This is a genomic window from Verrucomicrobiia bacterium (assembly GCA_035577545.1).
Classification (GTDB): Bacteria; Verrucomicrobiota; Verrucomicrobiia; order Palsa-1439; family Palsa-1439; genus Palsa-1439.
The window spans coordinates 35,187-49,716 of the sequence record DATLVI010000016.1; the positions used below are offsets into that span (position 1 = coordinate 35,187).

Here is a 14,530-nt window from a genome sequence, read left to right on the forward strand (position 1 = left end):
GCTAAAAGCGTTTCCCCTTCCGCAGGTGCAGAATCAAGATTTGGGAGTTCTCCAGGGCTTCATAGGCGTGGTGAAGAATCGCGTCGAACTGGATCGCCTCACCCGTCTTGAGTTGGTATTGCTCATGCGGCAGGGTAATCGACAGTCTGCCCGCCAGCACCCAACACACCTCATAGTCATCGCGATGAATCTCGGGCCGTGACACCTTCGCTCCCTTCGGGGCGGCCCCAAAAAGGGCGCGCACGTTGCCGTACTGGATCTCGCGAAACACAAATTCACCGCCCACATGCGAAGCCTCGGTGGCGCGCTGGGCGGTGCGCGCTTCCGCCAAGGCCAACATCTCCGTGGCGTTCATCCCGAACACGCGACTCAGCCGGAACAAGGTCTCAAGTTCCGCGCTGGTCTGATTGCGTTCCAGCTTGGAGATAACCGCCGGGGAAATACCGGAGCGCGTCGACACGTCCTGGATCGTCAATTCATCCCGTCTGCGCAAATCGCGCAAGAACGAGAAGTCATAAGTCTGCGGTTTGATTTGCTTGCGCATCGGACATTTCCTTAACAATACGAATCTGGTAATAATAGATTGTCTACGAAATATTAGCAAGTGCGAATTCACGGGGCGTTTTGTGACTTCGCGATATGGCTTGTCCTCCGAAATCGTAAGAAAACAGAAGGCCCGGTTTTACGTTTTATCACGGGCCGAAAGAAGGATGTAGAGCATATTGCTGATAAAAACAGGATCCCTCGTGATGCCCATATGCGCGGCGAATAGAAACGTAACGGAATCCCAATGGATGCGAGATCCCACAAAAGGTCCACCTTGCTGACCTTCGACGGTTTTGACGAGAATCGCGCTGACGGCAGCCACCTTGCCATCCCCCGGTACCTGGTTTACGATCTTCAACTTCCCGGTCTTTGCATCCACGGAGGCCCGGCCGTTGGTCGGAATCGATTCACCGACGAAAAGATGCAGACCCAGGCCCGCAGGAGGAATGGCATCCACGCCCATAGCACCGGCAAACCGCTTCGCGCGGTCCAGAGACTTCGTTAGATGATCCAACGCGATCTCACGGAGCTTCTCGGAACTCGTAACCTTCGGCAGAAGCCTGGCCAGTTCTTTTTCCTGTCCTGGATCCGCCAATCCCCACTTCATCCGCCTCCATAAAGCCGAATCATAGAGATCCAGTTTTTCGCCCTTTTCATCCACAACCATACCCAAACTTGGGAACGGCATCATTTCATATAGCGTCAACCACGTCCCGGCGGTCGCTGGTTCGATCCGGGGAACCCCGGGAGCAAACACCACTCCCTCTACCAACTCGGTAAACGCATCCAGGTATCCGGCATTGGGCGCGCCGACGATGACCGCCTTGTCGATATCACGAGCCCCCTTCCAGGTTACTTTCGGCGTTGAGCCATCCGCCGGCAAATCGGCATCTCCGTACAATAAATAATAGCGCGCGATCAATCCGCCCATGGAATGGGCCACGATATCGAACTTCACGTCATAATCTTTAACTCCATAGACCTCTTCGTATTTTTTCTGGAGATATTTTTTCTTTTCCTGGATGAAGGCATGCAATTGTTTGGCGCTCTCCACCAGATCCCTCCGCCAGTCGTATCCAAACGTAAAAGACGTGTCATACTTTCTTCCGGCCCCCTGCTTGGTATCTGCGCCGTAATAGCCCCCAAACTCCAGCGCATCGGTCATATCTTTGTACGCATTCACGTCGAGCGGGAGTCCCAATATATTCACCTTCACCACTTCCAAAACGCCCGAAGGGACCACCGCATCCCGAAGGTCCTTCAGGTCTTTGCCTGGCCCCATCGGCAAGCTCAATAGACGCAACTGTTCAGCCGAGAAATTCGCCACCATTTCCATACCGGTAAACCGTCCCCAGACGATTGCCTTGGTCTTGGGATCGGTAAGTTGGGTGCCAAACATCCCGGGGATCACGATGACCGGATGCCGATCGATCCCCTCGTATTGAAAGGCCTTGCGCGTCGTATCACCGACGAGGATTTTGTCGCCAGTCCGGAAGGAACCGTAAGAACCGGTCGCGGAACATCCATTGGAAGCAACTGCGATGATCAGCACCGCACCACCCAATATACTATGGGGGTGTAATTTTATTCTCATCTGATGGATTCTAATTCCGGGTCGGTTGACTCATTTCGCGGCAGATCATTTCGTTTTTCGAAAGCGATATCACGAACACCTCATGCGGCTCGAAAAAGCGAAGCCACCCCAGGATTGTCTCTTCATCCATATTTGACACGCAGCAAGCGGCTAATCTTATGGTTTCGACATTGTGTTTCGATGGGCTGCATGACGCTTTTTTACCTCTAATGGCGCCGAAGTTCGAGGATGAATTGCCAGACCATGAGCGACGTAGACCTCAAACCAGCAGGCCGGACGGAGAACCGACAGGCACCCGAAGCAGTTCGGCGAGATTGAGATTTGAGCGCTGTAACCTGTCCCGTCTTCAAGATGTTACAACCGGAAAAGACCCCTCATACAAGTTTGGCGGCCCCAACGGGATTCGAACCCGTGTACCCAGATTGAGAATCTGATGTCCTAGGCCTCTAGACGATGGGGCCACGCCATGACCGAAGTCAGAATGCAGAGACCAGAATACCGACGCAGCGCGGAAAATCAAGCGCTTTGGCGTAGGCGCGTCAGCAGCTTTTCGTGGATGCCGTCGAACTTGCCGTTGGAGAAGACGGCGACGACGTCACGGTCGTGGAGATTCGGGACGAGATGGTTGATGATGGCGTCGGCATTGGGCGAATACTCGGCCATTTTGCCGTGGCTGCGGACGCCAGCGATGATCGCGTCGGGATTGAGGCGCTCGCTCTCGTGGAGTTCCTGCAGCCGGTCCACGCGCGAGATGAACACGCCGTCGGCCAGTGAGAGCGACTCGGTCAATTCGTGCTGGAAGACGTTGCGGCGCGTCGTGTTGCTGCGCGGTTCGAACAGCGCCCACAATCTCCGTTGCGGATATTTCTCGCGGATGGCGCGAATCGTCTCGGCAATCGCGGTCGGGTGATGCGCAAAATCATCAAGCACCGTGACGCCCCCCGCTTCCCCGCGCACCTCCATGCGTCGCTTGACGCCTGTGAAGGTGGAGAACCCGCGCTGGATCTGCTCGCGCGACAGGCCCAATTCCGCCGCGCACATTGCGACTGCGGCGGCGTTGCGCTGATTGTGTTCCCCCGCGAGCGGCACGGCAAAATCAGCAGCGTTGTCTTTTGTGAAGAAGCGGAGGCGGCATTGCGCGCCGTCGACGACTTCACGGACATTGGCGTCTTCTCCATTGGCGATGATCAGGCCGCGGCGCGGCACGATGGCGACTAGTTGGCGAAAGGTGCGCTTGACTGCCGCGAGGTCCGAAAAAATATCGGCGTGATCGAATTCGATGTTGTTGAGGATGACGGTGTCGGGGCGGTAGTGGACAAACTTGCTGCGCTTGTCGAAGAACGCCGTGTCGTACTCATCGCCCTCGACGAGGAAATGCTTCCCCTGCCCCAGTCGAGCGCCGCCGGGGAAATTATTGGGAAGGCCGCCGATTAGAAAACCGGGAGATAGGCCCGCCGACTCCATCACCCAGGCGAGCAGCGAGGTGGCGGTCGTTTTGCCGTGCGTGCCGGCGATCACCACGGAGTGTTTGCCACCAAGGAAGCGGTCGCGCACGAGTTCGGGGAGCGAGCAAATATTGAGACGTTCGTCGAGGGCGCGCTCGATTTCGGGATTGCCGCGCTTCATCGCGTTGCCGATAACGATGAGATTCGGCTGGTGGTCGAGATTCGATTCGGCGTGGCCGGGCATGATGCGGATGCCGTGAGCTTCGAGGAAGGTGGACATCGGCGGATAGATGTTCTCGTCACTGCCGGTGACGGCAAAGCCGAGCTCGCGGCACAGCGCGGCGACAGATGCCATCGCAGTGCCACAAACACCCACGAAATGGATGGTGTTGACCTCCTTCGCGAACATCACTAGGGTTCCCCGTGCGAGCTTGTAGCAGAGATGCCGAATTTAATCAACGTTTCTGATTTTGCCCTAGCCAGCACGGTGGAATGCGGGCAGGCCTTTCGCTGGTCACGGACAGCGGACGGTTGGTTTGAGGGCGTTGTGGGGCGGCAGGTGATACGGCTACGGCAACATCCCCAGTCCGTGGAATGGGAATCACGCCCGCAGGCCGAGAAGAAAATCGTGGCGCGGTATCTCGCGTTGGATGTTTCGCTCCCGGAAATTCTCGCGACGTTCCCCGGCGATCCGCTCTTGCGCCAAGCGGTGAAGAATCACCATGGGCTGCGCGTCATTCGCCAGGAACCGTGGGAATGTCTCGCTTCGTTCATTGCCAGCTCGTCAAAGCAGATCGTGCAGATTCGGCAGATCGTTGACCTATTGGCGCGACGCTTCGGTGAGCCGGTCAGCGACACCCATCACGCTTTCCCAACCGTTGCGGCCGTCGCCCGCGCGTCGCATCAACAGCTTTGGGATTGCAAACTGGGGTTTCGCGCCAAGAACCTGCTCGCGGCAGCGCGCTTGATCGATAGCGGCAAACTCGATCTCGACGGGTTGTCGTCGCTGGAATACGGACAGGCACTGGAAGAGTTGGTCAAATTGCCCGGCGTGGGCGAGAAGATCGCAAATTGCACGCTGCTGTTCGCGTGCGGGTTCAACCAGGCCTTCCCGATCGATGTATGGATTGAGCGGGCGCTGCGACGAATCTATTTCGACGGCAAGAGACCCGTGACAGCCCGTGAACTTCGGGAATTCGCGCGCACCCATTTCGGCCCGTACGCCGGTTGGGCGCAACAGTACCTATTTTTCAGTGAGCGGTCGTTGGGCCAGCAGCGCTCGCGCCGCGGTCAGGCGCTGCTCGATGCTGGTGCGAAGTGAGGCCTGGCGTTCCGTTGTCGCGGCCAACGCGGACTCGAAGGTCGTGATGGCGGTCTGCAACCTGCCTTCCTTGAGGTAAATAGTCCCCAACGTATCGAGGTAATAGGCCTGGCGCGCTGGCCGCAAGGTGACGGCCTGTTGGCACAGCCTGGCCGCTTCATCAAGGTTACTGCCCAGTTCCGAGTACGTGTAGGCGAGATTGTTCATGGCGTCCGCGTTTTGCGCATCGAGTTCCAGGGCACGGATGAAAGCACCGACCGCTTCGCGCAGCCGCCGCTGCTTGAGCAGCACATTCCCGAGATTCATGCGGAAGTAGGAGTTCTCGGGATGCAACTGAATGGCTGCGACATAGTGCTCGGTCGCCGCCCCCAACTGGTCGGTGCGTTCGTAGAACAGGCCCAGATCGTTGTGCTCCTCCGCCGACAAACGCCACGTCGCCTTCTCGGGCGGGCAGACCAACAGGGTCCAATTCCCCGCGCGGTCCCAATGCCGCTGAAAATCCTCCAGGTGCATTTCATACCGCGCTCGCGTGTCGGAATGCACGATCACGACCTGCCGGAACCTGTCCCAACCGAGCACCAGGAAGTAGTGCGGTTGGTCACCGAATTTTCCGAGCACGAGAAGCGGGACACCGGCGTCCAGTTTCTCGCGGAGGTCGTCGAGTGAGCCGCGGTACTGACGCACCCAAAGGTTGAAGCGGCGGGCGTACTCGCCGAGTTCACTGGTGAGCGTGCCGCCGATGTCGGGCAAATAGATCGCGTCGGCGATTTCATCCTGGGTAACGGGATGGCCGTAGTAATTCGCGAGCATCGCCAGCGCCGCAGGGCCGCAATAGCTTGGTTTCTGGGCGATGAATGGGACATCGAGGACGTCGTCCGCCGCTTGAGCAAAGGGCGCGGCTGAGAGGAAGATAAAGAAACTTACCAACCAAAGAGAATAGCGAGTATTGAGCATCAGCCGATGCGGAAGGAAATGTCGCGGACAGCCTTTTTGCCGAGACGCTCCTGGACTTTTTGTAGAATGAGCGGCTTGGAGTAGCGCGTAATTTCCTGCAGCCACATGGGGTGATCGCAGGCGACGATCAGCAGGCCGTTCTTAAGGCTGACCGGCTGCGCGTGGCGGGCGATGTCGCTGCCCACGATGGTGGGCCAAAGGAAGAAAACCTGCGATTGCTGGAGCCGCTCTCCGAGACCGAGTTGCTTCATCACGAGCGGGACGAGTTGGTTCGCGGAATTCGCCGACTTTTGGCCATGCGCGTCGCCATCGCCGAAGGATGGCCGCCATTCGTGGAGGACTTTGGCTCGCAGCGCGGGCGTCATTGCGCGTGCGGCTGCGAAGATGGTTGCGCGGGGGTCACGGCGGCGGCTTCCACGCCATCGCTGCCGATGGCCTCGACAGGACAGCCTTCCATCGCTTCCTTGCAAAGGGCGTCCTCGTCGGGCGAAGTCGGCTGCTTGTAGACGTAGCTGTAGCCACCATCTTCGTTCCGCGTGAAATTATCCGGGGCCGTTTCGCGGCACAGATCACAATCGATGCACTGGTCGTCCACGTAGAACTTCCCGGGCACGTTTTCCGGATACCGATTTGCAAATACAGCCATGTTCCCCACTCTCCGTTAGCGTCGTGATTATAGCAGGGTGGAATGCCGGTTCAACAGCATTTTTCCCCGAAAGCGCTAACGCTCTTCGCATTGGCGGAGAGGTGAGTTCAATTACTGCCTCGTATCTCCGGAGGGTTTGGCCCGAAACCCAACTGTCAGCGTAGCCCTGAGGTTTTTCCAGCGTCCTTCAGAATGCTCAGTACTTCTGGATCATGCCGAGGATCTTGACCGGTGAAGTATTCCCTGGGGAAACCTAATTGCAGTTGCAATTCCGTATTTACCACGTGTGTGGGCTTGACGATTACTACTCCGTCGAAAGGCATGGAAGACCAATCCCACCACAAAGCACCCCTGAAGACACGTCTCTTGCCGACCATAAGAACAAACGACCTTCCATCAGGCAACCTGAGTCGACGGATTGCTTCGTATGCTGTGTCATTTAAGATGAAACGGTCTGAATCGATATCATAATGTAAAACGTCGTCGGAAGTGAATAAGGGTACATCTTCCAACTCGATTTGTGAAAGTGGAACATTCGTTGAGGAATGAGCGTCTTTCTCTCCTTTAGCCAGGCATACTTCCACTTTGTCCTTCGATTTCGTATCTTGCTTGCGCGCTTCTTCCGTCGCTGCGGAGCCGTTGTGAACAAGCATCGTCACTACAGCGCAGAGCAAAATGATACTGAGCGGTTTATTCGGCATAGAACCTAATGCCATTACCAGAAAAGGGGCCAGTCCCGCATAATCGTGTATTTGCAGTCATTGAGCGTTGCCCAGCCAGTTGACGACCGAACCAACGGCCCCATCTTAAGCTGTTGCGCTATCCGGCTCAAGGTCATTGAGGAAACAGGGTCAGATTTGAACGGCGGCTTGCCCCACCATCGGATTGGAGCCGGGCGGAGCAAGGAGTCGAACGCAGGCTAAAGCCTGCGACTACGGTATGGGCGGATTCCACGGCAACGACAGAGACCATTGCGCTTCAGATCGCTGAAGCGCGTCTCGTCCAACTCGGCTCCGACTTCGCTCAGGGTGACAGGCGCGGAATCGGGTGATGATAGGGATATTTCTTCTGGACATCGATTTCCGATAGTTGTATAGTGCGGCCATGTTCTCTGAACCTGAGAATATGAGAGTGAGTCGCAACCAACCCCACGGCGGTGGCAGGAAAAAACAGGCGGGACGCCCGCGCCACTACGGAGAAGCGGCCGCAGAGAACATGCGTTTCTGCGAAACGAACCGGATTCATTTCAGCGTGAAAACAGGGGGTAATCTATTGTGGTGGAATCGGATGCGAAGCAAAGCAGTGGAAATTCCAATCCGGTTCGTTTGGAACGATTCCGCGGGGATTTCGACCCTACTTTTTGAGCGCCTTTTCGATCAGTTCGACGCTGCGGGTGGTGGCGCCAACGTTGGCTTGGATGACACGGTGGGCGGTGGCGACGATCGATTGACGGCGATCGGGATTTTTCAGGAGTTCCTCCACGGCGCGGCGGAGAGCTTCGGCGTCCGCGACCTGAACGCAAGCGCCGGCGGCGACGAACTCGCCGGCAATCGCTCGGAAATTCTGCATGTTGGGCCCGAAGATGACGGGATGACCACTGGCGGCGGCCTCGACGATGTTCTGGCCGCCCTGCCCCACGAGGCTTTTGCCGACGAAGATGGCGGTCGCGATCTTGTAAAACCATTTCAGTTCGCCCGTGGTGTTGACGATGAGGCAATCGTACGGCTTGGCGGTCTGTTCGAGCCGCGAGTTGATCTCAGAACGGAGCACGAATTTGATTTGTTTGCGTCGGGCGATGTCCGTGACTTCACGCGTGCGTTCGACGTGCCGCGGCACGAGGACGAGGAACAGGCGCGGGAATCTTGCCTGCAAGTCCGTGAAAACATCGAACAGAATCTCCTCCTCGCCGGGATGGGTGCTGCCCGCGACCAGAATTGGTTGTGCCGGCGAGATGCCGATTTGCTTGAGCAACTGGACGGGGTCGACTTTCTGCACATCGGCATGAGGCATCGAGACGTCATACTTCATGTTGCCCGTCATGTGTACGCGGTCGCGCGGCACACCGAGGGCCGCGAAGTTATCGGCATCCTCCGGGCTCTGCGCACAGACGAGCGCGAGCTTGTCGAAAACCTGGGAGGAGAGTCCGCGCAGGCGTTTGTAGCGCTGCTCGGAACGGAGGGACATGCGGCCGTTCACGAGAAACAAGGGCACGTTACGGCGCGCGGCCATCCAGATGTGGTTGGGCCACAATTCGGATTCCATGAGGACGATGAAATCGGGTTGAATCAAATCGTACGCACGGTGGACAGACCAGGGGAAGTCCTGTGGAAAATAGAGCAGCTCGACTTCCTGCGGGAGGCGTTCGTAGGCGAGCGCATAGCCAGTCGAGGTCGTAGTGGTCACGATAATGCGCAGGTCGGGGAACTTACGCTGCAATGCGCCGATGAACAGGAGCGCGACGTTGACCTCGCCAACGCTCACCGCTTGGATCCAGCAACGGGGTCCCTTCTTGTGAGCGAGTCGTTCGCGCGCGTCCGCGGAGTAAAAGCCGAAGCGTTGCCAGAAGTTTTCCCGGTACTTGCCGCGCTTCCACATCTTGTAGAGGAACAGCGGGCTCAGGAGGATGAAGCCCAGCGAATACGCGATCGTGTAGAGCAGCCGAATCACGTGGGGACAATAGCCAAATCGTCGCATGGTTGCGAAGCGATTTCTGCCAAACTCAGGTTCAATCACCCTTGACCCATTTAGCGACAAAATGACACTGTTTTATGTATACCGGAGGGGCAAATCAATGAATGCAGAGGTTAAAATCACCCGGTCTCCGGCGTGGCACACGAGTTGCGCCACGGACAGGCAGATGAACGGTGCCCAAACCCAGACGCCCAAGCTGATGGGTGACGTGACCCGCCAGACCGAGGCGCACTTTCGTTCGCTGATTGAAAACACCACCGATATTATCACCATCCTGGAGGCAGACGGCAGCATCCGCTATGAAAGTCCGTCCATCGAACGTATCCTCGGTTATCGGCCTGAGGAATTGGTCGGGCGTAACGCCTTCGAGTTTATCCACCCGGACGATCTTGACCGGATCCAAAAGGTTTTTGCGGAGGGGCTGATCCGACCGGGCTGTGTGGAATCCGGCGAGTATCGCTTCCGCCACAAGGATGGCTCGTGGCGAGTTCTCGAAGGGATCGGCAAGAACCTTCTGGAAGATCCCGCAGTACGGGGGATCATCATCAACTCCCGCGACATCACGGAGCGCGAACGGATGGACGAAGCGTTGCGCAAGATACAGCAACAGCACCGCGCGCTGCTGGACAGTATTCCTGACATCGCCTGGGTGAAAGACAAACAGAGCCGCTTCATCGCCGTGAATGAAGCGTTTGCGAAGGCCTTTGGCCACGCCTCCGGGGAAATCGTCGGCAAGACCGACTTTGACTTTGTGCCGCGCGAACTGGCGGAACGCTATGTCGCCGATGACAAACAAGTCATGGAGCTGCGCCAACGCCGGCGCATCGAAGAACCTTTTGTGGACGCGGCGGGGAAACGCACCTGGGTGGAAACCATCAAGTCCGCCTTCCTGAACGACCAGGGAGAGGTGGCCGGGACGACCGGCGTCGCCCGCGACATCACCGAGCGCAAGCAAATGGACCAGGCGCTGCGCGCGAGCGAAGAGCGGTACCGCACCCTGTTCGCGACGATGCGGGAAGGATTCGCCCTGTGCGAGATCATCTGGGATGCCGATGGCAAGCCTTGTGATTACCGCTATCTGGAAGTCAACCCGGCGTTTGAGAAGATGCTGGGTGTCACACACGGCCAAGCGGTCGGCAAAACCGTGCGAGAAATCTTTCCGGACGTGGAAGATTATTGGATCGATATCTACGGCAAGGTCGCCCTCACCAGCCAGCCAGCCCGATTCGAGAATTATTTGCGGGCCGTTGACAAACACTTTGAAGTGGCTGCTTTCAGCCCGAAACGCGGCCAGTTTGCCGCGATCTTCTCGGACGTCACCGAGCGCAAGCGGATCGAGGAGCGCCTTCACCTCCAAAGCACGGCCCTGGAGTCCGCCGCCAACGGCATCGTTCTCACGGACAGCAGGGGGACGATCCTCTGGGTCAACCCGGCCTTCACGAAGTTGACAGGCTACACCGCCGCAGAAGCCATCGGGCAGAACACGCGCCTCCTGAAATCGGGCAAGCACGATGAGAGTTTTTATCGCAACCTTTGGCAGACGGTAAATTCGGGCAAGGTCTGGCAGGGCGACATGATCAACCGCCGCAAAGACGGCAGCCTCTACAATGAAGAGATGACGATCACGCCGGTGTGCGACGAGCGCGGTGAAATCACCTATTTCATCGCGATGAAGCAGGACATCACGGACCGCAAGCAGGCGGAAGCGTCGCTGCGCGAGAGTGAAGAATTATTCCGATCGCTGAGCGTCTCCTCACCGTTGGGTATTTTTCTCACCGACGCCCAGGGCCGGTTGACATACGCCAACCCGCGCTGCCGCGAACTCTACGGTTTCACGCTGATGGAGAGCCAGAACGACGGGTGGACGCAGTTCATTCATGCCGACGACCGCGAATGGGTCACCCGGAAGTGGCAGGCGTTCATCACCGACGGAATCGATTATTCTGCCGAGTATCGCGTCTGTCATCGCAACGGCAACGTCCTGTGCGTCCATGTGCGGGCCGCCCGCATGCAGTCGGACCACAGCGAGTCGATGGGTTTCGTCGGGACGATTGAGGATGTTACGGTCCGCAAACGGTCAGAAGACGATCTGCGGGAAAGCAAACAGCGATTGGAGCAGGCGCTGGCAGAGTTGCAGGCGGCGCAACAGCAAGTCATCCAGCAAGAGCGCCTGCGGGCGCTGGGCACCATGGCCAGCGGCATTGCCCACGATTTCAACAACGCGCTGGCCGCGATCCTCGGTTTTTCCGAACTCTTGATTTATCGCCCGGAAACCCTTGCCGACAGGGAAAAGACGCTGCGTTTTCTGCAGATGATGAACACGGCGGCCAAGGACGCGGGTAATGTCGTCAACCGTCTTCGTGAGTTTTACCGCCAGCGCGAGGAAGGCGAAGTCTTTGTCCCGGTCGATCTCAACCACCTCGTGGAGGAAGCTGTCTCCCTCACACAGCCGAAATGGAAGAACCAGGCGGAGGCCAAAGGCATTGCGATTCACCTGGCCACCGAGTTGGGCAACATTCCAGCGGTCGTCGGCAACGCCGCGGACCTGCGAGAAGCGCTCACCAACCTTATTTTCAATGCCGTTGACGCCATGCCACAAGGCGGGACGATCACGTTACGCACCCATCTCGACAACTCCCGCGTCACCCTCGAGGTCGTCGACACCGGCACGGGCATGACGGAGGAAGTGCGAAGCCGTTGTCTCGAACCGTTCTTCACCACCAAGGGCGCGCACGGCACAGGCCTCGGCTTATCGATGGTCTACGGTATTCTCCAGCGTCACCAGGGCACGGTTGATATCCAATCGAAGCTCGGGGAAGGCACGACATTCATTCTTTCATTGCCCGTCGCCGTCGAACCACAATCGCCAAAGGAAGATGATTCTGCGCCGTGCGTACTCCACCCGTTGCGCGTGTTGTTGGTGGATGACGAGGAACTCGTGCGTCGGATTTTGAATGAGTTTCTGCTGGGCGACAAGCACATCGTGGAGACCGCCGCGAACGGACAGGAGGCCCTCGACAAATTCCAGCGCATGGAGTTCGACGTTGTGATTCTTGACCGCGCGATGCCGGACATGAACGGCGACCAGGTCGCCGTGTCCATCAAGCAACTCAAGCCACGAACACCTGTCATTCTGCTCACCGGGTTTGGCTCCATGATGCAGGCCTCCGGCGAACAACCCCCCGGCGTGGACCTGATCGTCGGGAAGCCCGTTACCATCCTTGGCCTGCGCGAGGCGGTAGCGAAGGTGGTGGCGAAGTACTCTACTGCCAGGCCCGCCGCACCCAAAGCGTGACGGGTTCAGCCGCTCTTTCCCGCGAGGCTGTCCACGTAGAGGCTGGTGATCATCGAGAGCAGGATGGCAGCGGCAAACCAGTACAGCCCCCATTGCGGCTCGACCTTCGCCAGCGGCCCGAGCTTGACGAGCACGATCAGGATCGCGACCACGAACACATCGAGCATCGACCATTTGCCGAGGATGCCCAACCAATGGAGCACCGTCTGCCGCTTCTGCTCCGCCAAGCGGATGGTCCAGACAAAGGCCAGCGTCGCCAGCTTGAAAATGGGGAAGACGATCGAAAAGAAGAACAGGATAATCGCCAGCGCATATTGACCCTGCTCCCACAAGCTGTGCACCCCGGCGATCACCGAGTACTCATTTTTCCAGAGCACCATCTTCTCTACCTTCATCAAGGGCAGCGATAACGCGATCAGCAGCAGTACGAAGGATAGCAGGATCAGCAACGGTACTTCAATGCGCCGCGGGTATCGATCTCTCAGCGATTGTGGCATTCGTCTCCAAACAAAATATCAAACGGCCTGCCGACGTTACGGTTTTGCCTCGCGGGAAGCGCGCTCACGCATGTCCCGAACGGCGACGATGTATTGGTTCAGACGCTCCACATGGTCGGGGACATGGGCCGTCTTGAACATGGCGCGAACGCGAATCAACAACTCCTCCATCGCGAACGGTTTGCCCAGAAAATCATCCGCTCCCGCTTCCATGCATTCTTCGAGTCGGCCCGCAGCCGTCAGGGAGGTGACAACAATGATCGGGATGTTCCGGGTTTCCCTGCCCGCCCGAATCGCCTTGCAAAACGTCAACCCGTTCAGCTTGGGCATGTCGATGTCGAGTAGGATCAAATCCGGCTTCAACGCCAGCGTCTTCTGGACCGCATCCTTACCGTCGACCGCCGTATAGACCTGCGCGTTTTCGAACACAAGAATGCTTTCCAGCACTTCCCGCATCCCCGCATCGTCTTCGACCACCAGGACTTTTCGTTCGTTCAAGTCGATACCCGTGCTCTCCAGCGCTTATACCGTGTCGCTGTCCCTGAAACAAGTTTTTCAAGCCGAGCGTTGCATCCGCGAAGTGGTGTCGAGTTAGCGGGACGCCCCACATCGGACTGCCGCACGCATGTGAATCCCCGAAACACAGCGACGACCCGATTTGAGTTGCTGACCGAGACATCATGTAGCACATTGGTCTTGGCATGGGATTCCGGCTGGGAAATCGGCACCACGTACTGTGGCTTCGCAGGCCGCCCTTCCACAAACATGTCACACGCATTCCCACAGCACTCCGCTGCGTCATCAGGTACGTTGCCGCAGTCCATCTGCTCCTCTGGTTGTTGGTAACGCCGGCCCACGCTCAGCAACGGCGGACTTTGCCAGGCCACGTGCCGGCGGCAGTGGCGCGATCGCAACCCGTCGACCGCCTGCCGGGATCGACGCGGCTGAACCTGGCGATCGGCCTCCCATTGCACAACCAGGAAGGACTCACAAAGTTGCTCCAGCAGATTTACGATCCCGCCAGTCCCCAGTATCGCCACTACCTGACGCCGGAGCAGTTCACGGAAAAATTCGGCCCGACCGAGCAGGATTATCAGGCGGTGATGGATTTCGCCCAGCGGAACGGTTTCCAGATCAGGGCAACCCACCCCAATCGCGTGCTGCTGGACGTAAGCGCGACGGTGGCCGACATCGAGAGAGCCTTCCATGTGACGATGCGCGTCTATCAGCACCCGAAGGAAGCCCGCCGGTTCTACGCGCCCGACATCGGGCCATCCGTCGAACTGGGTATCCCGGTCCTGGCAATCAACGGCCTCAACGATTTTACGCGGCCACATCCCGCCAATCTGAAAATGGCGCCGCGTCAGAAGACAGCCCATGTCCGCCCGGCCGATGGCTCGGGAACGGACGGCACCTACATGGGGTACGACTTCCGAAACGCCTACGCTCCCGGTGTCGCGCTTACTGGTTCGGGACAATCGATCGGGCTGGTACAATTCGATGGCTACTACACAAACGACATCACTGCGTACGAAGCCGCG

13 protein-coding genes and 1 tRNA gene are annotated in these 14,530 nt (G+C 58.0%); 3 read left to right on the forward strand and 11 right to left on the reverse strand.

Features of this window, described 5'->3' with window-relative positions; translation table 11 throughout:
* Position 1: 1 nt before the first annotated feature.
* From VNL17_05515 to mpl, 4 genes are all read right to left on the reverse strand, one after another.
* Complete coding sequence (locus VNL17_05515) at positions 2–544, reverse strand: helix-turn-helix domain-containing protein (protein ID HXI83533.1); 543 nt, start codon at positions 542–544, stop codon at positions 2–4.
* A 138-nt stretch (positions 545–682) separates the two neighbouring features.
* Positions 683–1,882 (reverse strand): hypothetical protein, encoded by a 1,200-nt coding sequence (locus tag VNL17_05520; protein ID HXI83534.1) that lies wholly within the window; start codon positions 1,880–1,882, stop codon positions 683–685.
* A gap of 643 nt (positions 1,883–2,525) precedes the next feature.
* Positions 2,526–2,601 (reverse strand) — tRNA-Glu (locus tag VNL17_05525).
* Between the two features lie 55 nt (positions 2,602–2,656).
* Positions 2,657–3,994: a UDP-N-acetylmuramate:L-alanyl-gamma-D-glutamyl-meso-diaminopimelate ligase gene (gene mpl / locus VNL17_05530; protein ID HXI83535.1), complete on the reverse strand. Its 1,338-nt coding sequence runs from the start codon at positions 3,992–3,994 to the stop codon at positions 2,657–2,659.
* 33 nt (positions 3,995–4,027) lie between these two features.
* On the opposite strand from mpl, the gene VNL17_05535 reads away from it, so the two are divergent.
* Positions 4,028–4,906, forward strand: coding sequence for a DNA glycosylase (locus VNL17_05535; GenBank protein ID HXI83536.1), 879 nt, complete (start codon positions 4,028–4,030; stop codon positions 4,904–4,906).
* Here the strand turns inward: VNL17_05535 and VNL17_05540 are convergent.
* The 5 genes from VNL17_05540 to VNL17_05560 all read right to left on the reverse strand — a co-directional run bounded on the left by VNL17_05540 (position 4,829) and on the right by VNL17_05560 (position 9,200).
* Entirely contained in the window at positions 4,829–5,833 is a 1,005-nt protein-coding gene (locus tag VNL17_05540) for a PA2778 family cysteine peptidase (GenBank protein ID HXI83537.1), read from the reverse strand. The two genes, VNL17_05535 and VNL17_05540, sit on opposite strands and share 78 nt — an antisense overlap.
* A 26-nt stretch (positions 5,834–5,859) precedes the next feature.
* A complete protein-coding gene (locus VNL17_05545; protein HXI83538.1) occupies positions 5,860–6,225 on the reverse strand; it encodes a DUF721 domain-containing protein in 366 nt (121 codons plus the stop codon).
* The gene (locus tag VNL17_05550) at positions 6,222–6,506 is read right to left on the reverse strand and encodes a ferredoxin (protein HXI83539.1); all 285 of its coding nucleotides are present in this window, start codon (positions 6,504–6,506) and stop codon (positions 6,222–6,224) included. Before VNL17_05550 ends, VNL17_05545 begins: the two co-directional genes overlap by 4 nt.
* A 155-nt stretch (positions 6,507–6,661) precedes the next feature.
* On the reverse strand, positions 6,662–7,207 hold the full coding sequence (locus VNL17_05555) for a hypothetical protein (GenBank protein ID HXI83540.1): 546 nt from the start codon (positions 7,205–7,207) through the stop codon (positions 6,662–6,664).
* A gap of 652 nt (positions 7,208–7,859) precedes the next feature.
* Positions 7,860–9,200 carry a 3-deoxy-D-manno-octulosonic acid transferase gene (locus VNL17_05560; GenBank protein ID HXI83541.1) on the reverse strand — a complete coding sequence of 447 codons (1,341 nt, stop codon included), beginning with the start codon at positions 9,198–9,200 and terminating at the stop codon, positions 7,860–7,862.
* Positions 9,201–9,297: 97 nt separating this feature from the next.
* Here VNL17_05560 and VNL17_05565 point away from each other — a divergent pair, with 97 nt between their 5' ends.
* Positions 9,298–12,492: a PAS domain S-box protein gene (locus VNL17_05565; protein HXI83542.1), complete on the forward strand. Its 3,195-nt coding sequence runs from the start codon at positions 9,298–9,300 to the stop codon at positions 12,490–12,492.
* 5 nt (positions 12,493–12,497) lie between these two features.
* Here the strand turns inward: VNL17_05565 and VNL17_05570 are convergent, their stop codons facing one another.
* Both VNL17_05570 and VNL17_05575 read right to left on the reverse strand, forming a co-directional pair.
* Positions 12,498–12,989, reverse strand: coding sequence for a paraquat-inducible protein A (locus VNL17_05570; protein HXI83543.1), 492 nt, complete (start codon positions 12,987–12,989; stop codon positions 12,498–12,500).
* A 36-nt stretch (positions 12,990–13,025) separates the two neighbouring features.
* Positions 13,026–13,487, reverse strand: a complete 462-nt coding sequence (locus VNL17_05575; GenBank protein ID HXI83544.1) for a response regulator — start codon at positions 13,485–13,487, stop codon at positions 13,026–13,028.
* Between the two features lie 401 nt (positions 13,488–13,888).
* On the opposite strand from VNL17_05575, the gene VNL17_05580 reads away from it, so the two are divergent.
* On the forward strand, positions 13,889–14,530 hold a 642-nt coding region (locus VNL17_05580), incomplete at its 3' end, for a protease pro-enzyme activation domain-containing protein (protein HXI83545.1).

What these genes read in the sequence shown, in the direction of transcription:
- VNL17_05515 (HXI83533.1), bottom strand. Translation starts at nt 544, where the DNA reads ATGCGCAAGCAAATCAAACCGCAGACTTATGACTTCTCGTTCTTGCGC.
- VNL17_05520 (HXI83534.1), bottom strand. Translation starts at nt 1,882, where the DNA reads ATGGAAATGGTGGCGAATTTCTCGGCTGAACAGTTGCGTCTATTGAGC.
- mpl (HXI83535.1), bottom strand. Translation starts at nt 3,994, where the DNA reads ATGTTCGCGAAGGAGGTCAACACCATCCATTTCGTGGGTGTTTGTGGC.
- VNL17_05535 (HXI83536.1), top strand. Translation starts at nt 4,028, where the DNA reads ATGCCGAATTTAATCAACGTTTCTGATTTTGCCCTAGCCAGCACGGTG.
- VNL17_05545 (HXI83538.1), bottom strand. Translation starts at nt 6,225, where the DNA reads ATGACGCCCGCGCTGCGAGCCAAAGTCCTCCACGAATGGCGGCCATCC.
- VNL17_05550 (HXI83539.1), bottom strand. Translation starts at nt 6,506, where the DNA reads ATGGCTGTATTTGCAAATCGGTATCCGGAAAACGTGCCCGGGAAGTTC.
- VNL17_05555 (HXI83540.1), bottom strand. Translation starts at nt 7,207, where the DNA reads ATGCCGAATAAACCGCTCAGTATCATTTTGCTCTGCGCTGTAGTGACG.
- VNL17_05560 (HXI83541.1), bottom strand. Translation starts at nt 9,200, where the DNA reads ATGCGACGATTTGGCTATTGTCCCCACGTGATTCGGCTGCTCTACACG.
- VNL17_05565 (HXI83542.1), top strand. Translation starts at nt 9,298, where the DNA reads ATGAATGCAGAGGTTAAAATCACCCGGTCTCCGGCGTGGCACACGAGT.
- VNL17_05570 (HXI83543.1), bottom strand. Translation starts at nt 12,989, where the DNA reads ATGCCACAATCGCTGAGAGATCGATACCCGCGGCGCATTGAAGTACCG.